This window comes from Marinobacter flavimaris (genome assembly GCF_045057155.1).
Taxonomy (GTDB): Bacteria; Pseudomonadota; Gammaproteobacteria; order Pseudomonadales; family Oleiphilaceae; genus Marinobacter; species Marinobacter manganoxydans.
Window position 1 is genome coordinate 211,285 of sequence record NZ_CP171359.1, and the last position, 23,260, is coordinate 234,544.

At 58.9% G+C, this 23,260-nt stretch carries 21 protein-coding genes; 15 read left to right on the plus strand and 6 right to left on the minus strand.

Annotated features, from left to right (window positions below; translation table 11 throughout):
* A complete protein-coding gene (lysS, locus tag ACGK9W_RS01165; protein ID WP_405418805.1) occupies positions 1-1,536 on the plus strand; it encodes a lysine--tRNA ligase in 1,536 nt (511 codons plus the stop codon).
* A 3-nt stretch (positions 1,537-1,539) separates the two neighbouring features.
* The gene (gene ung, locus ACGK9W_RS01170; RefSeq protein ID WP_405418807.1) at positions 1,540-2,274 is read left to right on the plus strand and encodes a uracil-DNA glycosylase; all 735 of its coding nucleotides are present in this window, start codon (positions 1,540-1,542) and stop codon (positions 2,272-2,274) included.
* Positions 2,275-2,432: 158 nt separating this feature from the next.
* Here the strand turns inward: ung and ACGK9W_RS01175 are convergent, their stop codons facing one another.
* The 5 genes from ACGK9W_RS01175 to nadB form a co-directional block, all read right to left on the minus strand.
* Entirely contained in the window at positions 2,433-3,266 is an 834-nt protein-coding gene (locus ACGK9W_RS01175) for an HDOD domain-containing protein (RefSeq protein ID WP_014576275.1), read from the minus strand.
* A gap of 125 nt (positions 3,267-3,391) precedes the next feature.
* Positions 3,392-4,387, minus strand: a complete 996-nt coding sequence (locus ACGK9W_RS01180; RefSeq protein WP_405418809.1) for a YgfZ/GcvT domain-containing protein — start codon at positions 4,385-4,387, stop codon at positions 3,392-3,394.
* A gap of 21 nt (positions 4,388-4,408) precedes the next feature.
* Entirely contained in the window at positions 4,409-4,873 is a 465-nt protein-coding gene (locus tag ACGK9W_RS01185; protein WP_008176215.1) for a hypothetical protein, read from the minus strand.
* A complete protein-coding gene (locus ACGK9W_RS01190) occupies positions 4,857-5,129 on the minus strand; it encodes a succinate dehydrogenase assembly factor 2 (RefSeq protein WP_014576278.1) in 273 nt (90 codons plus the stop codon). Before ACGK9W_RS01190 ends, ACGK9W_RS01185 begins: the two co-directional genes overlap by 17 nt.
* Before the next feature lie 39 nt (positions 5,130-5,168).
* Positions 5,169-6,773 (minus strand): L-aspartate oxidase, encoded by a 1,605-nt coding sequence (nadB, locus tag ACGK9W_RS01195; RefSeq protein WP_008176209.1) that lies wholly within the window; start codon positions 6,771-6,773, stop codon positions 5,169-5,171.
* Positions 6,774-6,907: 134 nt separating this feature from the next.
* Between nadB and rpoE the strand changes: the two genes are divergently transcribed.
* From rpoE to pdxJ, 13 genes are all read left to right on the plus strand, one after another.
* Positions 6,908-7,594 carry an RNA polymerase sigma factor RpoE gene (gene rpoE, locus ACGK9W_RS01200; protein WP_008176207.1) on the plus strand — a complete coding sequence of 229 codons (687 nt, stop codon included), beginning with the start codon at positions 6,908-6,910 and terminating at the stop codon, positions 7,592-7,594.
* A gap of 15 nt (positions 7,595-7,609) precedes the next feature.
* Positions 7,610-8,170 carry a sigma-E factor negative regulatory protein gene (locus ACGK9W_RS01205; protein WP_008176205.1) on the plus strand — a complete coding sequence of 187 codons (561 nt, stop codon included), beginning with the start codon at positions 7,610-7,612 and terminating at the stop codon, positions 8,168-8,170.
* 67 nt (positions 8,171-8,237) lie between these two features.
* The gene (locus ACGK9W_RS01210) at positions 8,238-9,212 is read left to right on the plus strand and encodes a MucB/RseB C-terminal domain-containing protein (RefSeq protein WP_273045818.1); all 975 of its coding nucleotides are present in this window, start codon (positions 8,238-8,240) and stop codon (positions 9,210-9,212) included.
* Positions 9,209-9,658, plus strand: coding sequence for a SoxR reducing system RseC family protein (locus ACGK9W_RS01215; RefSeq protein ID WP_092030279.1), 450 nt, complete (start codon positions 9,209-9,211; stop codon positions 9,656-9,658). The genes ACGK9W_RS01210 and ACGK9W_RS01215 overlap by 4 nt, the downstream gene beginning before the upstream one ends.
* 134 nt (positions 9,659-9,792) lie before the next feature.
* Complete coding sequence (locus tag ACGK9W_RS01220) at positions 9,793-11,217, plus strand: DegQ family serine endoprotease (RefSeq protein ID WP_014576283.1); 1,425 nt, start codon at positions 9,793-9,795, stop codon at positions 11,215-11,217.
* Positions 11,218-11,343: 126 nt separating this feature from the next.
* Entirely contained in the window at positions 11,344-14,070 is a 2,727-nt protein-coding gene (locus ACGK9W_RS01225) for an EAL domain-containing protein (protein WP_405418812.1), read from the plus strand.
* A 104-nt stretch (positions 14,071-14,174) separates the two neighbouring features.
* Entirely contained in the window at positions 14,175-15,977 is a 1,803-nt protein-coding gene (gene lepA, locus ACGK9W_RS01230) for a translation elongation factor 4 (RefSeq protein WP_008176193.1), read from the plus strand.
* Positions 15,978-15,989: 12 nt separating this feature from the next.
* Complete coding sequence (lepB, locus tag ACGK9W_RS01235; RefSeq protein WP_008176192.1) at positions 15,990-16,796, plus strand: signal peptidase I; 807 nt, start codon at positions 15,990-15,992, stop codon at positions 16,794-16,796.
* 26 nt (positions 16,797-16,822) lie between these two features.
* Positions 16,823-17,212: a DUF4845 domain-containing protein gene (locus ACGK9W_RS01240; protein ID WP_008176189.1), complete on the plus strand. Its 390-nt coding sequence runs from the start codon at positions 16,823-16,825 to the stop codon at positions 17,210-17,212.
* The gene (gene rnc, locus ACGK9W_RS01245) at positions 17,209-17,898 is read left to right on the plus strand and encodes a ribonuclease III (protein ID WP_008176185.1); all 690 of its coding nucleotides are present in this window, start codon (positions 17,209-17,211) and stop codon (positions 17,896-17,898) included. Before ACGK9W_RS01240 ends, rnc begins: the two co-directional genes overlap by 4 nt.
* Positions 17,898-18,815: a GTPase Era gene (gene era, locus ACGK9W_RS01250; protein ID WP_008176182.1), complete on the plus strand. Its 918-nt coding sequence runs from the start codon at positions 17,898-17,900 to the stop codon at positions 18,813-18,815. The genes rnc and era overlap by 1 nt, the downstream gene beginning before the upstream one ends.
* 7 nt (positions 18,816-18,822) lie before the next feature.
* Entirely contained in the window at positions 18,823-19,551 is a 729-nt protein-coding gene (recO, locus tag ACGK9W_RS01255; protein ID WP_008176179.1) for a DNA repair protein RecO, read from the plus strand.
* On the plus strand, positions 19,541-20,281 hold the full coding sequence (gene pdxJ, locus ACGK9W_RS01260) for a pyridoxine 5'-phosphate synthase (protein WP_088557922.1): 741 nt from the start codon (positions 19,541-19,543) through the stop codon (positions 20,279-20,281). Before recO ends, pdxJ begins: the two co-directional genes overlap by 11 nt.
* A 12-nt stretch (positions 20,282-20,293) precedes the next feature.
* Here the strand turns inward: pdxJ and ACGK9W_RS01265 are convergent, their stop codons facing one another.
* Positions 20,294-23,167, minus strand: a complete 2,874-nt coding sequence (locus tag ACGK9W_RS01265; protein ID WP_405418816.1) for an ATP-binding protein — start codon at positions 23,165-23,167, stop codon at positions 20,294-20,296.
* Positions 23,168-23,260 lie beyond the last annotated feature (93 nt).

The window sequence follows — 23,260 nt, forward strand, 5'->3', positions numbered from 1 at the left end:
ATGACTGATCAAACTCAGAATGCCGCACAGCATGAGGACAACAAGCTGATTGCCGAGCGCCGCGCCAAACTGTCCGAGATGCGCGACCAGGGCAATGCCTTCCCGAACGACTTCCGTCGTGACGCCACCGCCGCGGAACTGCAGGCGAAATATGGTGATAAATCCAAGGAAGAGCTGGAGTCCCTCGGTATCAAGGTGGCCATTGCCGGCCGCATGATGCTTGATCGCAAGGCATTCAAGGTGGTTCAGGACATGACCGGCCGGATCCAGATCTACGCGTCCAAGGATGTCCAGAAAGACACCAAACACTGGGATCTGGGGGACATCGTGGGTGTTCGTGGCACTCTGTCCAAGTCGGGCAAGGGCGACCTGTACGTGACCATGGATGAGTATGTGCTGCTCACCAAGTCCCTGCGCCCGCTCCCTGAAAAACACAAGGGCCTGACCGACACGGAAGCCCGTTACCGCCACCGCTACGTCGACCTGATGGTCAACGAGGACAGCCGTCGGGTGTTCTATGCGCGCTCGAAGATCATCAGCGCCATGCGTCAGTACTTCACTGAGCGGGACTTCATGGAAGTGGAAACCCCGATGTTGCAGGTGATTCCCGGCGGTGCCACAGCGCGTCCCTTCGTGACTCATCACAACGCCCTGGGTATCGACATGTACCTGCGCATTGCGCCGGAGCTGTTCCTGAAGCGCCTGGTGGTTGGCGGCTTTGAGCGAGTATTCGAGATCAACCGGAACTTCCGCAATGAGGGTCTTTCCACCCGTCATAATCCGGAATTCACCATGGTCGAGTTCTATCAGGCCTACGCGGACTACAACGACCTGATGGATCTGACCGAAGACATGCTGCGCAGCATTACGCAGAAAGTGCTGGGTACGACGACCGTCGTGAACACCCGCACCCTGGCGGATGGCAGCGAAGAAACCGTCGAGTACGATTTTGGTAAAGCCTTCGAGCGCCTGACCGTGGTCGACGCCATCCTGCGCTACAACCCGGACATCAAGCCGGAACAGCTGGCGGACGACGCCAGTGCCCGCCAGGTGGCGAAAAACCTTGGTATTCATCTCAAGGATGGTTGGGGCCTGGGCAAAGTCCAGATCGAGATCTTCGAGGCGACGGCGGAGCATCGCCTGATGCAGCCGACATTTATCACCGAGTACCCGAAAGAAGTGTCGCCCCTGGCCCGCTGCAAAGACAGCAACCCGTTCGTCACCGAACGTTTCGAGTTCTTCGTGGGCGGTCGCGAAATCGCCAACGGCTTCTCGGAGCTGAACGACGCCGAAGATCAGGCGGAGCGCTTCCAGGCCCAGGTGGCCGAGAAAGAGGCCGGTGACGACGAAGCCATGTTCTACGATGAAGACTACGTGATGGCCCTGGAATACGGCCTGCCGCCCACCGCCGGTGAAGGTATCGGAATCGACCGGCTGGCCATGCTGCTGACCAACTCGGCATCAATCCGCGACGTTATCCTGTTCCCGGCCATGCGCCCCGAGCACAAGGCCGACAGCCGTAAAGACGAGGAGTGATCCATGAGCCCGGTTGAGGTACTGGCCAGCCAGCTCAGGCCCGACCGGGGCTGGAAAGAGCATCTCGCGGAAGAATTCCGCCGGCCCTACATGCAGGGCCTGGCGGAGTTCCTCGCCGCCGAGGAACAGGCCGGCAAAGTCCTGTTCCCCGCCAGCCAACACTGCTTCAACGCCCTCAACAGCACGCCACTGGATAACGTGAGAGTGGTCATTCTCGGCCAAGACCCCTACCACGGTCCAGGCCAGGCCCACGGCCTGTGCTTCTCCGTGCGCCCGAACGTGGCCATCCCGCCCTCACTGGTGAACATCTTCAAGGAAATACAGGACGACCTGGGTATAGCTCCCCCCGACCACGGCTGCCTGCAGCCCTGGGCAGAGCAGGGCGTATTGCTGCTCAACAGTGTCCTCACCGTCGTTCAGGGCCAGGCCGGCGCCCACCAGGGCAAAGGCTGGGAAACCTTCACCGACAAAGTCATCGAAACCATCAACCGCGAGCGGGAAGGCGTGGTATTCCTGCTCTGGGGCAGCTACGCCAAAAAGAAATGCCAGCACATCGACCGCAACAAACATCTGGTCCTAGACGGCCCACACCCGTCACCCCTGAGTGCTTACCGGGGCTTCTTCGGTTGCAAGCACTTCTCAAAGGCCAACGACTGGCTGGAGCAGCAGGGAAAGCCCACCGTTAACTGGGCGTTGCCAAGCAAAGCTGAGCTGATCGAGAGATACAAGAAGAGCTGAGGGCATGTCCGCAAGTAGTCTTCGGGATGGGGTCAGGCTCCCAAAACCGTGCGGAGCCATGGATGGCGGAGCCGAGCGTACAGGGAAGTATTCACAGCGTGTTTTGGGAGCCTGACCCCATCCTGAAGACGGGCGGCCAAACTCCCAGAGGCAAAAAATTACTGAAGCAGCGCCATAGCCGCTTCCATCTGGGCGTTCAGATCCTCTTCCTCGCTCATGTCGATATTCGGATCCAACCCAAGACGATCAAACGCCGAAATCTTCGTCCAGTCCATTTCATTCCAGGGGTGCTCTGACCCCGCAACCAGCTGCAGATTGGCCACCATCACCAGATCCGCATAGTCGGCCGTCGGCACTTCCCGGTTGAAGTTGGCGTATTCCAGGGGAACGTTCTGGAGCTCTTTCGGGAAATCCCACTTCTTGAGGATGGTCGCCCCGATCTTGGGATGCAGCTCATCGACCACGTTGTCCAGCATGATACTGCTGATCTGGATATCCTGATCTTCCACATAGCGCAGGATGGGCAGTACGCCGATCAGATGCACAAGGCCTGCAAGGGTAGCCTGGTCCGGCTTGAGTTTGGTGTAGTGTTGCGCCAGAACGTGGCAGACGCCGGCCACTTCGGTACTGGTCTGCCAGGTGGCCCGCATGCGCTTGTCGATCATGTCGGACGTGGCCTGGAACATCTGCTCCATGGCCAGGCCCATGGCCAGGTTGCTGGTGTAGGCCATACCGAGGCGACTTACCGCCATGTTCAGGTTCTCAATGGCTCGGCTGCCCCGGAACAGCGGGCTGTTGGTCACCCGGATGATGCGTGCGGACAGGGCCGTGTCATTGCTGATGACCTTTACCAGGTCGGCTATTGAAGAATCCTCGGATTGCGCAATGTCTCTGACCTGAAGGGCTACCTCCGGAAGGGTGGGAAGCACCAGCTTGTCATTTTCGATGGCTGCGTTGAGATCGGCTTTGATGGTTTCAACAATATTCGACATGGTCAGTAAAGGTCCGCTTAAAGATTTCGAAGAATGGCCAGAATGCCTGGGCCACTGTCCGAACAATCAAATATGTGAGCTGCTGCATAGCAAAATAGCAAATTCTGGCGCGTTTGCCTGTCAACTTATGTATCTGATTGTGCGCTTTTTTCCCTTTCGGGCACCGGGTAGGGCAGTGGCGCTGGCTCCAGCGTCACCTGTGACAGGCCCTCCGGATGCAAGGCGTTTTCAGCGGCATCGTGGCGAACCACCGCAAGTAATTCAACGCTGCCGTCGCGGTATTTGATCGCATTGACCACTTCTCCGACTGACCGCTCGCCAGCAAATAATGCGGTTCCGGGGGTTGGCAAGTCTTCTGACTGTTCAATACGGAAGCGGAAAAGGCTCTTTTTCAATTGCCCAAGGAAGTGCATGCGGGCAATCACTTCCTGACCCGTGTAGCAGCCTTTCTTGAAATGCACGCCGCCCACATGCTGCCAGTTCAGCATCTGAGGCACGAAGGACTCTTGTGTGGCGGTAGTCAGGGAGGCGACGCCCGCTGCGATTTCGGAGGCCTGCCAGTCGGCCGCCGACATACGGGCGCTGGCGGGAAGTGCTGCTTCGCCCTCTTCAGTGTGCCAGAACTCGAAGCGGGGCGTGCCCTCGGCTGTCGATTGCGTCTTCACGAGGATGCCGTCAGGGAGTGTGCAGGCGTCCCCGGGCTCTTTCAGAGAATCCAGTGGCTTTCCGGCGAGCGTTTCTGCCAGGCCGTCGCCCAGAATCCCTATAATCTTCGTTTCCTGAACCACCTCCATGGTGGTTCCACGAAACAGCATCAGATATTTGCGCAAGTGGCTGATGATGTCGTCAGCGAGTTCGGCGGGAAAGTCCATCAGGATATCGTCGCCTGAACGGACCATACGTGTGAGGCAGTAGGCGCGACCCTTGGGCGTTGCTGCGGCCGCGCGCGGCGAATACTCCGGGATTACCTCATCGAGGTTCTGGCTGAACTGGCCCTGAAGAAACTTGTCGGTGCCCGGGCCGCTGACGCATACAACCACGCGGTTGTCGAGATCCGCCCAACCGTTGTCCGGCAGGGGATACTCTGCAACGGCAGATACAGAAGCGTCTGTGTCGGTCATGGCGTACTCCAGGTTATTGAATCAGTGAGATGATCGCCGGGGGCGGCCCAGTCTGAGCCAGACCCTGAGACGACGGAAATCCTCCGCCGGAACATTGCCCGGGCTTCCGGGTACTGGTGCCAGCAGGAGTGAAGTGTATGACCGGAATCTGGTGCCGGCAGGCCGAAGTTTCAAGAGTGCCAGGCCTGACCAGATCCGGCTGGAGGCAAGTGGAATAACCTCTACCCTCTGCTTGTCTCCGATTCTGGCATACATTTTATCGTGTTCGATCAGGAGACCACTCACGGAACCACAGCCCATAAGTAACCCGTTTGACCGATACTGCAGGGCGGCGCCCCACAGTGCAATGGGGATTGCAACGAGAAGCCAGAATTTGTCTGCCAGTAGCGCCATCAACAGGAAAGCCAGCAGCAAAACCCATGGCAGCACCGCAAGCAGGCCAACCAGCAGCGAGGGCGTGAGCGTTAGTTCAATCCGGCTGGACACGTTTGAGAATGATGTCGACCATGCGTTGAAGATCGGGATCGGCCGGGCGGCTGCGTTGCATGAACCACTCAAACATGTCGTTATCTTCGCAGGTGAGCAGTTTCTTGTAGCGGGCCTGGTCTTCAGCGTCCAGATCGCGGAAGGCCTCTTCCATGAAGGGAATCAAAAGGTTGTCCAGCTCCAGCATGCCTCTACGGCTATGCCACCAGAGGCGGTTGAATTCTGCTTTTTCAGACGATGCAGGTGTCTCTGACATAGTGTTTACCATTGAATCCTGTGTAAAAACGGTGTTCGTTCAGGGCGCGAGTGTACGGTAGGTGGTGGGAACCAGCACGGTATCACGCACCTCATTGATCAGTCCCGGATAATCGAGAGTGTAGTGCAGCCCTCGGCTTTCCCTGCGCTGCAGTGCCGAACATATGATGAGATCAGACACGGTGACCAGGTTACGAAGTTCCAGCAGGTCATTGGTGACACGGTAGTTGCTGTAGAACTCGCCGATTTCCGCAGACAAAAGATCCACCCGGTGCTTGGCCCGCTGCAGCCGCTTGGTGGTTCGCACAATGCCGACGTAGTCCCACATGAAATGGCGAAGCTCGTCCCAGTTGTGGGAGATTACCACGTCTTCGTCAGAGTCCCGCACCTGGCTTTCATCCCAGTCTGGTGCCTCTGGCGGTGGTGGAATGTCGGCTTCCCGGCGGGCAATATCCGCCGCAGCCGCACGGCCATAAACCAGGCATTCCAGCAGGGAGTTGCTGGCCATTCGGTTGGCCCCATGGAGCCCGGTGAAGGCAGCCTCGCCGACCACGTAGAGCTGGTTAACATCGGTTCGGGCACGTTCATCGCTCATGATTCCGCCACAGGTGTAGTGAGCGGCTGGAACCACGGGAATGGGCTCCCGGGTAATATCGATACCGAAGCCCAGACACTTCTCGTAGATGGTGGGGAAGTGGTGCTTTATAAAGTCGGCGGGTTTGTGGCTGATGTCCAGGTAGAGATGATCAGCACCCAGTCGTTTCATTTCGTGGTCAATGGCCCGGGCAACGATATCACGGGGCGCCAACTCGCCACGCTCGTCAAAGCGATCCATAAACCGGGAACCATCCGGCAGTTTCAGCAGGCCGCCCTCGCCCCTCACGGCTTCCGTGATCAGGAAGGATTTGGCGTGGGGGTGATAAAGGCATGTAGGGTGAAACTGGTTGAACTCCATGTTTGCCACCCTGCAGCCGGCCCGCCAGGCCATCGCAATCCCGTCTCCGGAAGCGCCGTCCGGATTGGTTGTGTAGCGGTAGGCCTTGGAGGCGCCGCCGGTGGCAATCACTGTGAATCGTGCCCGGAACAGCTCTACATGGTTGTCTTCAAGGTTCAGGATGTAGGCACCGACGCATCGGTTTCCCGGCAGGGACAGTTTGCGATTGGTGATCAGATCCACAGCCACCCTACCAGACATGAGTTCTATGTTAGGTCGTGCCTCTGCCTGGGAGGTGAGGGTGGTTGAGACCGCATGCCCCGTGGCATCGGCTGCATGAATGATGCGCCGATGACTGTGGCCGCCCTCACGGGTCAGGTGGTAGTGGGCGTCCTGATCCCGCGTAAAATCGACACCGGAATCGATCAGCCAGTTGATGCTTTCCCTGCCATGTTCGACCGTGAACCGCACGGCGTCCTCATGGCACAGGCCTGCGCCAGCATTGAGGGTGTCGGAGATGTGGTTTTCGGTGGAATCCTGATCATCCAGAACTGCGGCGATACCGCCTTGTGCCCAGAGCGTGGCGCCGCTGCTGATCTGGGCCTTGCTCACCACGCAGACCTTCAGGTGCTCCGGCAGATTGAGCGCGACGGTGAGGCCGGCAGCACCACTGCCGATAATGAGAACATCGTATTCGAAGGACTGTGGCATCGGGTCGTTATCGCAGGCCATAATGTGGACGTGTATTGAACTAAACTTTACGCTTGCTGTCTATTTGGCCTGACAGGGTGAGCCGCCTGACCGGTGGTCTAGCCCGTTTCATGAACGGACGCCGGATAGCATCAATGACGCAGCGAAACTTGGTACAGGCCGGACAGCTGGCCATCAAATCAGGGAACCCCGGCAACCAGTCCATGACTCCTGATACAGAGAAACAACAGGGCGATCACCCGGACAGCCAGACGGATCTGCAGCTGGTGCGCAAGGTCCGTAATGGTGATCGCGCCGCCTTCGATCTTCTGGTGGTCAAGTACCAATCCAGAGTCGCATCAATTATCAGTCGGTACGTCTACGACAGTCAGGAAGTCATGGATCTGACCCAGGAGACCTTCGTAAAGGCGTTCAGGGCGATCGAGCGCTTCCGCGGGGACAGCGCCTTCTATACATGGCTGTACCGGATTGCCGTCAATACCGCGAAGAATTACCTGGAATCCCGCGGCCGGCGGCCGCAGGGCAGTGCCGACTCGGCGGAAGCGGAGAATTTCGATGACGGTTCACGGCTGCGTGACACCGCTTCGCCTGAACGGCTCCTGCAACGGGAACAGCTCCAGAAAGAATTGAACAAGGCGATCGCCCAGCTTCCTGAGGAGTTGCGCTCTGCCTTTCTGCTCAGGGAATACGATGGGCTGAGCTATGAGGATATCGCGGGTATCCTCGAGTGCCCGATCGGTACTGTCCGTTCAAGAATATTCAGGGCCCGGGATGCGGTTGATCGGCATCTCGGGCCTTTACTCAATCACTCGGTGACGTAATTGAGGTTGCATCCCATGGATGATCGTCTCAGAGAAACACTGTCCGCCATGATGGACGACGAAGCTGACGAACTTTCGGTACGTCGCCTGCTTTCCCACGATCGCCAGGACGAGGTTCGGGCGCAGTGGCAGCGTTGGCAGGATGTTCGCGACCTTATGCATGACGGCCACTCGCCGGCCCACGGTATGGACGTCAGTGTGGGCGTCCGTGAACGGCTTGACGGGCGGGGCACCACCGCGGTCAGGCCTGAAGCTGCCGTACAGGCCACCAGGTCCGGCCGCTGGCACTGGCCGGCTGCCGCCATGGTTGCCATGGCGCTGCTGGTCGGGTTCGGTGCGGGTGCCGGTTGGGATTCATCCGCGACCGGGCCGGTTCAGCCGGTGACCGCAGCTGCACCAGAAACGCCTGTGCAGGACCAGCCGGTCAGGGAAATTGCCCTGCAGGGTCTTGATGAGGAACAGTGGGAGTATATGAGTCGCTACCTGCTGGAACACGCACAGCACAACAGTGTTGGCGCCGGGCGGGGCGCCGTCGGCTATGCCCGTCTGGTCAGTGCCAATGGTGCCGGCTACTGAACCCCGGAGCGAGAGTTTAATCATGCCTCGAGTCTTAATTAATGTTGTCCCAAGCCGTGCGTTGTCCATGCTCGTGGGTTTTTTGCTCGCGCTTGCTGGGTCGCTGCCGGCTGCCGCGGACGAAGACGAGGCATCCGCCTGGCTTGAAAGGCTGGGTCCGGCCCTGAACATGACGTCCTACCGCGGTGTGTTCGTATACGCCCGGGGCGAGAGCGTACACTCAATGCAGATTGCCCATCGTTACAATGATGGCGTTGTAGAGGAGCGGCTGGTTCTGCAGGACGGCGGCAGTGGAGAAATTGTTCGCAAAGGCATGAATGTGGTCTGCGTGCTCCCTGAGACAGGCCGCGTCAAGCTTGACCAGGTGATTCCTTCAGGCCCGTTCGCCGAAGCGTTCACCAGTCAGCTGATGCCGGTCAGCCACTGGTATCGGGCGGAAATGAAAGGTGAGGACCGGGTTGCAGGGTATGACGTGGTTTCAGTGGCGCTAAGCGCCAAGGATTCCTACCGCTACAGTCATCGGCTTTGGCTGGAGAAATCCACCGGTCTTCTGGTCAAGAGTCACGTTCGTAATGCCGAGGGGGAAGTGCTCGAGCAGTTTCAGTTCACCAGCCTGCACATCGGCGAGGACATTCCCGATAGCGAATTCGAGATCCGCACCGAGGGCCGGGAAATTTCCAGAACGCTGGATGAGCCCGCTGTTACGGCATCGGTGGTCCAGCGTATGGATGGGTGGCAGCTTGGCTGGCGCCCGGAAGGGTTTGTCCCTGCGGCGGCGCCCCGCTCCGGCAAGGGCCAGGCCGTTGCCTTCTCCGATGGCCTGGCCGCTTTTTCGGTCTTCGTTGAGCCGGCTGGCCCGGTTAGCATGCCGACGGGCGCCTCCCTGATTGGCGCCACCACCGTTTATATGCATCAGGTGACGGAAGGGGATAGCGCTTTTCTGGTTACCGTCGTGGGTGAGCTGCCTCCGCAGACTGCGCGCCAGGTTGCCGAATCGGTGCGTATTGAAGACTCGGTGGCCCTGGGTGCGGGTGAGCCGTGATTACTGAAACTGGAAAAGTGGTCGCGCTCAAGGGCGACAAGGTCTGGGTCCAGACGATCCGAACCAGCGCCTGTCAGAGTTGTGCTGCCCGCAATGGTTGTGGTCAGAAAGTCCTGGCGGCTGCCTCGGGCGGGCGCGCCAACCAGATTCTGGTGACCAACTCGGTCAATGCCAGGGTGGGAGATGAAGTAACCATCGGAATTGATGAGCAGGCGTTGCTGGGTGCTTCCATTCTGGTCTATGCCATCCCACTGATCCTGATGGTTGTCGCAAGTATCCTCGGGCACCAGATGTCCGGTGGTAGCGACGGCGCTGCGATGCTGGCCGCTGTCGCTGGCCTGGCTCTGGGTTTTTTCGCAGGACGCAAACTGCAAGACGCGGGCGGCAAGGAGTATGAGCCCCGCCTGGTCCGGGTAAGCCGGATAGCCTCTGAAAACTGTCTGTAAACCCTACGGTTTTGTAAGTTGAAAATCGGTGGGCCGAACCCAAAACTACGCCTAGGTGTAAGCACAACAGGGGGTACAACATGTCGAGTGCAACAGCAGTTGCCCAGTCGTCACGTAATTTCATACCCGGAAGGATGCCGGCCGCTTTGCTGATTTTGCTGTCTGCCATGGTGTTGGCGGGCTGGAGTCAGGCGAGTTCAGCCCGAAGCCTGCCTGATTTTACCGAGCTGGTTGAAGATAACGCCGGTGCGGTGGTGAACATCAGTACAACCACCGAGCCCACGCGCCGCAATTCCGGCGCTCCCGGGATGCCGTTTGATGAGCGTCAGCTCGAACAGCTTCCCGAGTTTTTCCAGGATTTCTTCCGCGGCCCCCAGTCTCCGTTTGGAGGTGGGCCTGGCAACTCCCAGCCACGCCGCTCCATGGGCTCCGGGTTCATTGTCTCCTCGGACGGTTATGTCTTGACCAATAATCACGTGGTCGAGGGAGCTGATGAGATCATCGTGCGGCTGAATGACCGGCGCGAGCTGCCCGCGACGCTGGTTGGAACAGACCCTCGTTCCGATATGGCCGTGCTGAAAATTGAAAACGGCGATGATCTGCCTGTCGTTCAGGTAGGTCGGTCCCGGGATCTGAAAGTCGGTGAGTGGGTGTTTGCGATTGGCTCGCCGTTTGGATTCGATTACACGGTAACGGCCGGAATCGTCAGCGCCCTGGGTCGCTCACTGCCATCGGAAAACTACGTGCCCTTCATTCAGACAGACGTAGCGATCAACCCGGGCAACTCCGGTGGCCCTCTGTTTAACCTGGAGGGCGAAGTGGTCGGTATCAACTCCCAGATCTACACTCGCTCTGGCGGTTTCATGGGGGTCTCCTTTGCCATTCCGATTGACGATGCGATGAACGTCTTCCGTCAGTTGCGCGACAACGGCTCTGTCTCCCGTGGCTGGCTCGGGGTGCTGATTCAGGAAGTGAACCGTGATCTGGCCGAATCCTTTGGCCTCAAGCGGCCCCGCGGTGCACTGATTGCCGAAGTGATGTCCGGTTCGCCGGCGCAGGCAGCCGGCCTGCAGGCAGGGGATATCGTCCTCAGCTATGACGGCGACGAGGTGCAGCTTTCCTCCGACTTGCCGCCCATGGTTGGCCGCACGCCGGTTGGTGAAACTGCCGAGCTGAGAGTGCTTCGCGGTGGCGAGGAAATCGAGCTTCAGGTTGAAATCGGTCGCCTTCCGGAGGAGGGAAGCCAGCAGGCTTCCGCACCGGCCAGTGACAGTGATGGTCCCGGCTCTGCGCCCCTGGGCATGATGGTCGAACCGCTGCCTACGGACATGGCCGACTCCATGGGTATTGAAGGCGGCGTTGTGGTCAATAATGTTGCGCGGGGTGCGGCTTCCGAAGCGGGCATCCGTGCGGGCGATGTGATCACGGAAATGAATCGCCAGAAGGTGACATCGGTGCAGGAATTCCGCGAGGCTGTTCAGTCGCTGCCCGAGGGCAAGGCGGTATCGGTCCGGGTGGTGCGCCAGGGCCGGGCGCTGTATCTGGTGATGAAGCCCTGATACCCTTCTGCTGATCCGGATTACCTGACATGGAGCCCCCGCAGGTGTTGGAAACGACACTTGCGGGGGCTTTTGTTATACTCGGCGGATCAATAAAAATGAGCGGCCATGGAACGGACCAGCCCCATGATGAACAGACAGGAACTCTCTCTCCGTAAGCTACTGGAATTCCGCAATGCCTGGGTCGCCTGGCTGGTCTTCGCGGTAGCCGTTGCCGTCACCCTATCGCTTTGGCAGGTGTCCATCCGGCTGGTGGAAGACCGCACGGAAGCCCGTTTTCGCACCCAATCGCTCCAGCTTAAATCCGCCATCGAAGAGCGCTTGCTGAATTACGAGCAGGTGCTGGCCGGCAGTGCCGGTCTGTTTGCGGTGGCCGGAGACGTTTCCCGTGATCAATGGCGCGAATACGTGGACAAGGTTGATATCAACCGCTACTACCCGGGCATTCAGGGTATTGGCTATGTTCGCCGTATCGGTGTACGCCAGATGGCCGACCATATTGCCTCTGTCCGCGCGGAAGGGGTGCATAATTACCTGGTGAACCCGCTGGGTAGCGGTCCCTACTACTACCCCATGGTCTACCTGGAGCCTGGCACGGAACGGAACCGACGGGCCCTCGGCTACGATGCCTTCAGTGATCCCATCCATCGCCAGGCCATGGAGCAGGCCCGGGATGATGCGATCCCCACGGTGACTGCCAAGGTGGTGCTGGTTCAGGAAGAGCTCGGCGAAGACCAGGCCAGTTTTCTGATGTATTACCCCGTCTACCAGGGGGGAGAAGTGCCCGAGATCCGGGCCGAGCGTCGCATGATGCTGGCGGGCTATGTGTTCAGTGCCTTCCGGATGAACAATCTTATCGACGGCATCGTTGGCCTGATCTCGCCGTTTCTTGATGTCCGGATCTACGATGCCGGAGTCGTGGAACGGCAGAACCTCATGTATGGCTCCAATCTGGGGTCCCTGGACAACGAATTCAGTTTCCAGATGAGTCAGACCATCAGCCATGGTGGTCGAGACTGGCTGTTGCAGACGCGCTCCACGCCCGCATTTGATTTCCTGGCCTCGGATCCGCGGCCTCCGATCGTCCTCGGCAGTGGCCTGGTGATCAGTGCCCTGTTGTTCCTCTTCGTGCTTGCCTTGATCCGTTCACGGCTGATGGCGCAGATCAGTGCCGGCCGCTATCGGGCGATTACCGAAGGCGCAGCCAATGTCACCCTGGTGATGGACCGTGCCGGGCAGCCCCTGTACGCGAGCCCGTCCAGCCTGGATATCCTTGGCTTCGAGCCGGATCAGGTTCAGGCCCTGAACTTTGAGGAGCTCGTTCATGGTGACGACTGGCCCCAGCTGCAGCGAGGCTTTGACGATTCCGTTCAGTCGCCGGGCAAACAGATGCCGGTCATCCGGGTCCGTATCCGTGATGCCAAGGGGCAGTGGCGGGATATGGAGGGCACCTTTACAGCCATGTTGTCGGTGCCAGGCGTCAATGGCGTTGTGCTTAGCCTGCGAGATCTGACCCAGCTCAAGGCCGCCCAATCCGAGCTGCACAGGCTGGCATTCTATGATCCGCTTACCGGCCTCGCGAACCGGCAACTGTTCCGGGACCGTTTGAATCACGTAGTCAGCCGGAGTCGCCGGAGTGGTGAGCCGGCTGCCCTCATGTTCCTGGACCTCGACGGCTTCAAGCGTATCAACGACACCCTGGGGCACGATTCCGGCGATGAATTGCTGTGCCAGGTGGCGCAGTGGCTGGTGGGTTGTGTCCGTGAGGAGGACTCGGTTGCCAGGCTCGGCGGCGATGAGTTTGTAGTATTGCTGTCCCGGATCAGTGACTCCGATGCTGCCGGCAAGGTCGCAGAGACCATTCTGCGCAGTCTTTGCCAGCGAATCCGGCTGAACGATCACGAAGTCGGCATCACGGTCAGTATCGGCATCACCATGATTCCCCACGACAGTGAGGACGCCGGAACCCTGATGAAGTACGCTGATCTGGCGATGTATCGTGCCAAGGAGCTGGGTCGGAATACGTTCCAGTTCTTCACCCCGGCCATGAACATCAAGGCGGCAAGGCGGCTTCTGCAACAGGAGGAGTTGGCCACGGCGCTGGATGGCGATCGCTTCGTTCTGCATTACCAGCCGAAGATTGATCTGGCCAGTGAGCGGGTGATTGGGGTTGAGGCATTCCTGCGCTGGCATCATCCGGAGAAGGGGCTGGTGTCGGCACAGCAGTTCATCGGTCTTGCCGAGGAAACCGGCCTGATTGTTCGCCTGGGTGAATGGGCTTTGAGACAGGCCTGTATTCAGGCTCAGGCCCTGGAACGGGCCGGCTTTGAATCCCTGAAAATGGCGGTGAATCTGTCTGTTCGACAACTGACCGATTCGGGCTTCCTCGACATGATCCGACAGGTCATCACCGAGACGGGCGTCTCGCCGGAGCGGCTGGAGCTGGAGATGCCGGCGGAGCTGCTCAATGAAGATCCGCGAATACTCAGGGAGTTGCTGGTGTCACTCCATGATCTCGGGGTCTGTCTGATACTGGATGATTTCGGCACCGGCTCCTGTTCACTGGTTGCTTTGCAGCAGCTGCCGCTGGATGTTATCAAGATCGACCACCGGTTCATTCGCGACATTCCCTACAATGTCAGTGCCACGGATGTGGCCTCCGCAGTGATTGCCCTGGCCCGCAAGCTCCACCTTACGGTGGTTGCGGAGGGTGTGGAAACCCCACAGCAGCTGAGCTTCCTGAAAACTCACGGCTGCGCCCAGTGTCAGGGCAACCTGTTCAGCTATCCGCTGGACGAGGATGCGCTCATCGGTTTCCTTATCCGGCAATACGAACGGCCGCTGATTTCCTGATCATGGCAATGGCGGCCGGTAACCGGTAAAATCACGCCGTTCCCGGATCCCGGTAGCGGCCCTTCCGGGCTCAATCCTTCGTCTTAACTGAGTATTCATCGTCTGTGACTGAACTGAGCCGAATCCGTAACTTTTCCATCATCGCCCACATTGACCATGGTAAATCCACGCTGGCAGACCGTTTTATCCAGGTTTGCGGCGGCCTGACGGACCGTGAAATGGCCGAGCAGGTCCTGGACTCCATGGATCTCGAGCGTGAGCGAGGGATTACCATCAAGGCCCAGAGTGTCACGCTGAATTACACCGCCCGTGACGGGCAGGAATACAAACTGAACTTTATCGATACCCCGGGCCACGTGGACTTTTCCTACGAGGTTTCCCGCTCGCTCTATGCCTGCGAGGGGGCCCTGCTGGTGGTGGACGCCGGGCAGGGTGTTGAAGCCCAGTCAGTGGCTAACTGCTACACCGCCATTGAGCAGGGTCTCGAAGTTGTGCCGGTTTTGAACAAGATGGATCTCCCGCAGGCCGAACCGGAGCGTGTAGCGGCAGAAATCGAGGATATCATTGGCATTGAAGCGTCTGATGCGGTTCGCTGTAGCGCCAAGAGTGGTCTGGGCGTGGAAGATGTTCTGGAAGATCTGATCAAGAAGATCCCGCCACCCAAGGGCGACCGAAGCGCGCCCCTGCAGGCTCTGATCATCGATTCCTGGTTCGACAATTATCTGGGCGTCGTGTCGCTCGTGAGGGTGACCGAGGGCACCCTGAAAAAGGGCGACAAGATCGTCATCAAGTCTACCGGGAAGGCCTGGAATGCCGACAAGGTTGGTATTTTTAATCCCAAACCGAAAGACACCGACCTGCTGGAGTCCGGCGATGTCGGCTTCGTGGTGGCCGGAATCAAGGACATTCACGGGGCGCCGGTAGGTGATACCATTGTTCACCAGAAGTTCGCCGAGCAGACGCCAATGCTGCCCGGGTTCAAGAAAGTCAAACCCCAGGTCTACGCCGGGTTGTTCCCGGTCAGCGCCGACGACTACAACGATTTCCGGGATGCCCTGGAAAAACTGACCCTCAACGATGCCTCGCTGTTTTTCGAGCCGGAGAATTCCGATGCCCTTGGCTTCGGTTTCCGCTGTGGTTTCCTGGGCATGCTGCACATGGAAATCATCCAGGAGCGGCTGGAGCGTGAATACGACATCGACCTGATCACCACGGCGCCAACGGTGATCTATGAGGTGGTTACCAAACAGGGTGAGACCCTGTCGGTAGACAATCCGTCCCGGCTTCCGGATATTGGTTCCATTGAGGAAATGCGTGAGCCGATTGTGGAAGCGAATATCCTGGTGCCCCAGGAGCACATCGGTAACGTAATAGCCTTGTGTGAGGAAAAGCGCGGCGTCCAGAAGAACATGCACTTCATGACGACCCAGGTTCAGCTCACCTATGAGCTGCCCATGGCCGAGGTAGTGATGGACTTCTTCGACCGGATCAAGTCGGCCAGTCGCGGCTTTGCGTCTCTGGATTATCATTTTACCCGATTCCAGAGCGCCAACCTGGTGCGGCTGGACGTACTGATCAACGGCGAACGTGTCGATGCCCTGGCTATTATCGTGCACAAGGAACAGGCCCATCACAAAGGTCGCCAGCTGATCGAAAAGATGAAAGAACTGATTCCGCGCCAGATGTTCGATATTGCCATTCAGGCCGCCATCGGTAACCAGGTGGTGTCGCGGGTCACGGTCAAGGCGCTGCGCAAGAACGTAACCGCCAAGTGTTACGGTGGTGACGTCAGCCGGAAGAAGAAACTGCTGCAGAAGCAGAAAGAAGGTAAAAAGCGTATGAAGCAGCTGGGTAATGTCGAGGTGCCTCAGGAAGCGTTTCTTGCCGTACTGAAAGTGGATAAATAAAAGGCCTCCTGGATGGATATCGATTTTCCCCTGGTACTGGTGGTACTGACCTTCGCAACGGGTCTGATCTGGCTGGCGGACAAGCTGTTTCTTCGTGAGCGTCGTCTCGCTGCCTACCGTGCCAGTGGTGCTGCCGGAGACGTAGGCGATAGCTCCTCCGCGGAATCTGAGGAACCGAAAGAACCCTACCTGGTCGACCTCAGCCGATCGTTTTTCCCAGTGTTGGCGATTGTCCTGGTGCTGCGCTCCTTCCTGGTGGAGCCGTTCCAGATCCCGTCGGGCTCCATGCTGCCCACCCTGGAGGTGGGCGACTTTATTCTGGTGAACAAATACGCCTACGGATTAAGGCTGCCGGTTGCCGGCACCAAAGTGATCCCCGTTGGCGACCCCCAGCGAGGCGATATTATGGTGTTCCGCTACCCGGAGGACGGCCAGACCAACTACATCAAGCGGGTAATCGGTCTGCCGGGCGATCATATCCGTTATCGTGACAAGCAGTTGTTCATCAATGGTGAGAAGGTCGAAACGCGATTTATCGCGAGACTGCCGCCGATGGAGCTGCGCCGTGAAGATCTGGGTGAAGTCGAGCACGACATTTTCCTGACCATGGGTCGGCCCGGTGGCAGTGGTGAGGGCGAGTGGCTGGTGCCCGAAGGCCATTATTTTGTCATGGGTGACAATCGCGACAACAGTAATGACAGCCGCTACTGGGGCACGGTCCCGGATGAGCTGGTGGTGGGCAAGGCCTTTGCTATCTGGATGCACTGGAAATCCCTTACCAGTCTGCCATCCTTTGATCGTGTAGGCGGAATCGAGTAACTCGGACTATCTGGAGCGCAGTCATAATGAAGAAAAACAATCTTTCCGGCATGGGCCGTCAGCGGGGTGCCTCGGCATTGACCATGATGGTTATGGTGCTGTTCTTTGGTGGCCTGCTGACGCTGGTGATCAAACTGGGCCCTGCCTACCTGGATGACATCACCATTCAGGAGGCGCTGGAAAGCCTTGATGGCACAGAAGGGCTCTCTCAGATGGGGCCGGCCCAGGTCCGCACACTGATTAACAAACGGCTCAGTGTGAACAATGTCCGGGGTTTCGATGCCAAGAATATTTCTGTCGATAAAGACGGCGATCTGGTCGTCATCAATGTTGATTACGAAGTGCGTAACAACCTGTTCAGTAACGTGGATACGGTGGTTCACTTCAAGCACAAATATGAGATGAAGGGCAAGTGAGTTCACAACCGGATCTGGATCAGTTACAGCGGCGCATCGGCTATCAGTTCAAATCGCCGGAGCGGCTTTTGCTGGCACTTACCCACCGGAGCTACGGGAACCAGAATAACGAGCGCCTCGAATTCCTCGGCGATTCCATTGTGAACATGGTTATTGCCGAGTATCTGTTTCTGCACTTCGAAAAAGCCCGTGAAGGTCAGCTGAGTCGTCTGCGGGCCCGGATGGTAAAGGGCGTGACGCTGGCTGAGATTGGTCGCGAGTTTCAGCTCGGCACATACCTTCGACTGGGCTCGGGAGAACTGAAAAGCGGCGGGTTCCGTCGGGAATCCATCCTGGCTGACGCGGTGGAGTCCATTATTGGTGCGATTTATCTGGACAGCGATTTTCACACCTGCCGGGAGCAGGTATTGCGCTGGTTCGAGCACCGTCTGGAAAAGCTCGACCTGCAGGACACCCAGAAAGACCCCAAGACCCGTTTGCAGGAATATCTCCAGTCGCGTCAGTTTCCGCTGCCACGCTATGACGTCATTTCCGTGGACGGCGAGGCCCACAACCAGACATTCCATGTATCCTGTGCGCTGCCGTCGCTGGACCGAAAGACCACCGGGACTGGCAGTAGCCGCCGGGTGGCCGAGCAGCAGGCAGCCCGTAACGCCCTGAAAGAGTTGGGCGTGGAGAACCAGTAATGAACGATATCACCCGTCCGGAAAACCCGGACAGTCGCTGCGGTTTTGTGGCCATCGTTGGCCGTCCGAACGTGGGCAAGTCTACACTGCTGAACCATATCCTCGGGCAGAAGCTGAGCATCACTTCCCGCAAGCCGCAGACCACCCGTCATCAGGTGCTGGGTATCAAGACCGTAGGGCCGGTGCAAGCGATCTATGTGGACACACCTGGCATGCACGAGGAGGAGCCCCGTGCCATTAACCGCTACATGAACAAGGCGGCCACGTCGGCGCTCATTGATGTCGATGTGGTGGTGTTTGTGGTGGATCAGCTGGCCTGGACGACCGCGGATGAGATGGTGCTGGAGAAACTCAGTCGCCTGAAATGCCCTGTGATCCTGGCGGTGAACAAGGTCGACAAGATCGAAAAACGGGAAAGCCTGCTGCCGCATCTGGATATGCTCTCGAAAAAGCGCGAGTTTGCCGAGATCATTCCGCTTTCGGCCCTGAAAGAGACCAATCTGGAACCTCTGGAAGAGGCCGTGGGGCGTTTCCTGCCGGAGAGTATTCATTTCTATCCGGACGACCAGATCACCGATCGCAGTGAGCGATTCCTGGCCTCCGAGATTGTCCGAGAAAAGATCACCCGACAGCTTGGAGCAGAGCTGCCATATTCGGTGGCGGTGGAGATCGAGGAGTTCAAGCGCGAGGGCAAGACCCTGCACATATCCGCCCTGATCCTGGTCGAGCGTGAAGGCCAGAAGAAGATCATCATCGGCGAAAAGGGCGAGCGGATGCGCCGGATTGGTCAGGAGGCGCGCACGGATATGGAACGCATGTTCGACAGCAAGATCATGCTGCGCCTCTGGGTCAAGGTTAAGCGCGGTTGGGCAGACAGCGACCGGGCCCTGAAGAGCCTGGGCATGAACGACCTCTGAGGCGGCTATGAAGGGGCCTGAGCTGCAGGAGCCCGCTTATGTCCTTCACCGCCGGCCCTGGCGGGAAACCAGCCTGATGGTGGATCTCTTTGCCCTGAACCATGGCCGGATGACCGTCATTGCCCGGGGCGCCAACAGTGCCAAAAGTCCGCTGAAAGCCCAGCTACAGCCCTTCCAGCCGCTTGTGGTGGACTGGGCCGGTCGGGGCGACCTGAAAACCCTGACCCAGGTCGATGTGCGAACCGGCCCGACAATCACCCGGACAGTGTCGCTCTATAGTGGCCTCTACCTGAATGAACTGTTGCAGCGGGTTCTGCCCGCCGCCGATCCCCATCCGACCCTCTTTGCAGCCTACATAGATGCCATCGGGCAGCTGTCCGACACCACAGACGTGGAGCCGGTGCTGCGGCGGTTCGAACTCGCTTTTGCTGCCGCCCTGGGTTACGACTTTGCCTGGGATCTTGCCACCGATACAGGGCAATCCGTCGAGCCTGACCGGGAGTATTGTTATGATCCGGAGCAGGGCATTGTTTCCGGGCTGTCGGCCGGTGTGCGCCTGCGGCATCTGCCCGGGGAAGTATTACTGGATCTGGCCCGGGATGATCTGCAATCGGACCGCTGTCGGCGACTGGCGAAACGGGTCATGCGAGTCCTGATCGATTACCTTCTCCAGGGGCGTCCCCTGAACAGTCGCAGCCTTTTCACTCACCTTCGGGGAGAATCCCATGAATCCTAGAGTACTGCTTGGCGTCAATATTGATCACGTTGCCACCCTCCGTCAGGCGAGAGGTACCCGGTACCCTGATCCGGTCCAGGCAGCGCTGATGGCCGAGGAGGCCGGCGCAGACGGCATCACAATCCATCCCAGGGAAGACCGGCGTCATATTCAGGATCGGGATGTGCTGCTGCTCAAAGAGGTGCTCCAGACCAAGATGAATCTAGAAATGGCGGTAACCGATGCGATGCTGGCGTTTGCCGAACAGGTGCGGCCGGAATGTGTTTGCCTGGTGCCAGAGAAGCGTGAGGAATTGACCACCGAGGGCGGACTGGATGTCGAGGGTCAGGAATCCCGGGTTGCCAAGGCCTGTGAGCGCCTGGCCCGGATTGGTGCCGAGGTGTCACTGTTTATTGATCCGGATCCGGTCCAGATTGATGCCGCGGTCCGCTGTGGCGCGCCGGTAGTGGAGCTGCACACCGGAGAGTATGCCGAGGCCGAAACACCTGAAGCCGAGAATGCCGCCTTCAAAACCATTGCCGACGCCGTCGCCTACGCCCGCAAAAAGGGTTTGATTGTGAATGCGGGCCATGGCCTGCATTACCACAACACAGAGCGAGTGGCGGCAATCCATGGCATCAATGAACTGAATATCGGTCATGCCATCATAGCCCGCGCGGTCTTTACCGGTCTCAAAGAGGCGGTCCGGGATATGAAAGCCATCATCGATCAGGCCCGAAGCCGGGTCTGAGACGGGGCAGCCTCAGGTCGTTTCGGCGGCCTCATGGCGTTCCCGGAACAGCTGCTGCCAATCGGTCTGGTCGCTCCAGATCTGCAGGCGCTCCATGGCCGAGAGCAGCTGGTCTTTCTGGTGCTCCAGATCCGGAGCAGAGCATTTGATGGCCGTTTCCAGATGGTTGGCTGCGGCTCTCAGTTCCGGTACGCCGCAGTAGCGGGTAGCGCCATGGAGCTTGTGAACACATTCCAGTAGCCCATCCATGCTGTGGCTGGCCCAGAGTTCCGAGATCCGCCCGCGATCCACGTGGACCTGCTCCAGCAGCATGCTGAACAGCTCTTCGGCCAGGTCCGCCTTGCCGGCGGCCAGTTGAATGCTTTCGTCCACGCTGACGCAGTCCTGCTGCATTTTGCGCGTTGATGGCCGCAGGGCCCGACGGGTGTCGCGAACTTCCGGAACGGGAAGCCGGCCGTCGCTGCCGTTCTTCGGGCACACGTAGCCGGTGTACTCATGAATGATGTCGTTGAGCTGGCCACTGCTGATGGGTTTGGGCATGTAGCCATCGAAGCCCTGCTTTGTCAGTCGTTCCTGCTCGTCCGACAGGGCATGCGCAGTCAACGCAATGATCGGGGTCCGGTGATTGCCGGTATCCATCTCCCTCAGCCTTGCAGTGGTTTCCACCCCGTCCATGCCGGGCATCTGAAGGTCCATGAAGACCAGGTCGAAGGGTTTCTGTCTGGCCTTGCTCAGGGCTTCAAATCCGCTGGAAGCGCCTTCGGCGTCCAGTTGGCAGTCTTCCAGCAGGGTCATCACCAGTTTCAGGTTGGCGTCGTTGTCATCCACTGCCAGTACCCGGGGAACATTGGCGGTGGTCACGCGGTTGGCGGAAATCTCGTATTCGGGCACCCGCCCGCTGGAGTTGATGCCGTGCACCAGCAGCAGAAGCTCGTCGTACAGGGAGTCGCGGCACACCGGTTTGGTGAGATGGCCGCTGGCAAGCCCCGATAGTGGCGTGTCGTGAGTTTCCAGGGTGGGGGTCAGCAACAGTGTCCGGCAATCCCGTTCGATCTCCAGGGTACGGACAAGTCCGCAGTACTGGCTGGAATTGAGCAGGTGCCGGGTAATGCCGACAATGGCCACGGCGTAACCGGCCTGGCTTTTCTGGGCTTCCTCAATGTGTTCCTGCAGTGCACCGGGGGAGGCCACCCGGTCCACCACCATGCCCCAGTCCCGCAACAGGTGTTCCACGGCCAGGCCGGTGGTTTTCTGTTGTTCCAGATAGATGACCCGTTCACCACGCAGGGCATCCCGGGGGGCAATGGCCTCACCGCTGGTGGCAAGCTCCGATGTGAGGGTGAACCAGAAGGTCGAGCCCTTGCCAAGTTCGCTCTCGAGCCCGATCTTGCCCCCCATCTCCTCAACCAGACGCTTCGAGATGGCCAGCCCGAGGCCGGTACCACCGTATTGACGGGCGGTGGAGGCATCAGCCTGACTGAAGGCGTTGAACAGGGATTGCTGCTGGGCCCGGGAGAGACCCACGCCGGAATCCGTGATGCTCAGGCGCAGCGTAACCCGGTTGGAATCGGTATCTTCCTCTTCCAGGCTCGCCCGCAGGACTACCTCGCCGGTCTGGGTAAACTTGATGGCGTTGTTGACCAGGTTGGTGATCACCTGTTTGACCCGCAAGGGGTCACCCATGATGTTGTCCGGCACATCGTTGTAGACCAGTGGCACCAGATCCAGGTTCTTGGCATGGGCGGCCGGCGCCAGCATGACCATGACTTCCTCGACAATATCCCGCAACTGGAAGGGCACCCGGTCCAGGATCAGCTTGCCGGCCTCAATCTTGGAGAAGTCCAGGATGTCGTTGATGATGGTAAGCAGGATCTCCGAGGATTTCCTGATGGTGCTCAGATGGTCCCGTTGCTGTCTTGGCAGGGGGCTCTTCAGGAGCAGCTCGGTGAAGCCGATGATGCCGTTCAGCGGGGTGCGGATTTCGTGGGACATGTTGGCCAGGAACTCTGACTTTATCCGGCTCGCTTCCAGCGCTTCCTTGCGGGCGAAATCCAGCTCGATGTTCTGGATTTCGATGGTTTCCAGGGTTTCCCGCAGATCTTCGGTGGCCTGGTCGATGTTCTGCTGCATTTCCGCCTGGGCCTTGCTCAGCTCTTCGGCCATGGCATTGAGGCCGGATTCCAGCTGTTCGAACTCCGGCCCGGCGCCGGTGTAGACCCGGGTATCCAGCTTGCCTTCCTTGAGTTTGGCAACGGCCTCGTTCAGTTCGAACACCGGGTTGGTGAACGCGCGGCTCAGTCGCAGGGCAATGGCCATGCTGAGAATGACGCCCCCGAGAATGAGCAGCAGGGAAATAAGCAGGGCCTTGTACGTCTCTTTTTCGGTGCGGATATGGGACATTTCCACAACCACCCAGCCCAGAGGCTCCCGCAGATTCGACATGGACTGGCGGGCATCCGGGTCGAGCATGCTCTCGATCATCAGATCCTGCAGAAACACGGGGGTGATAAACCGGGTGCTGTTTTTTCGGGATATCCGGGTGGCGTGCTCGGCGGTGAGTTCGTCGGACTGCACGGTCTCCGAGCTTCCGGGCCCGGTGTGGAGCAGGCGGGAGCCGTCACTGCCAAAGAAGGTGATGGAGCGCACGTCCTGCTCTTCCAGGAGGGCATTGGAGAGGCTGCTGAGCAGGCTTCGGTTGGCAGTGAAAAGGCCGTACTCGGAACCGGCCGCGAGCTGACGGGAGAGTGACTCGCCCCGGTCCTTCAGCAGACTTTCGATATTGTTGACCCAGCTGTAGGTGAAGAACAGCCCCAGCATCAGGGTGGTCAGCAGGGTGGGAACCAGCGTCACCACTAAAACTTTCTTGCGAATGCCCCAACGTCGCATACCGTGTTCCTGAATTATTGCTTTTGTCCGCGCCGCAGAGCGGAAAACGTCCGTGTTAAGAATAGCTGATCCGGAACGGGATAACTGTGGTAT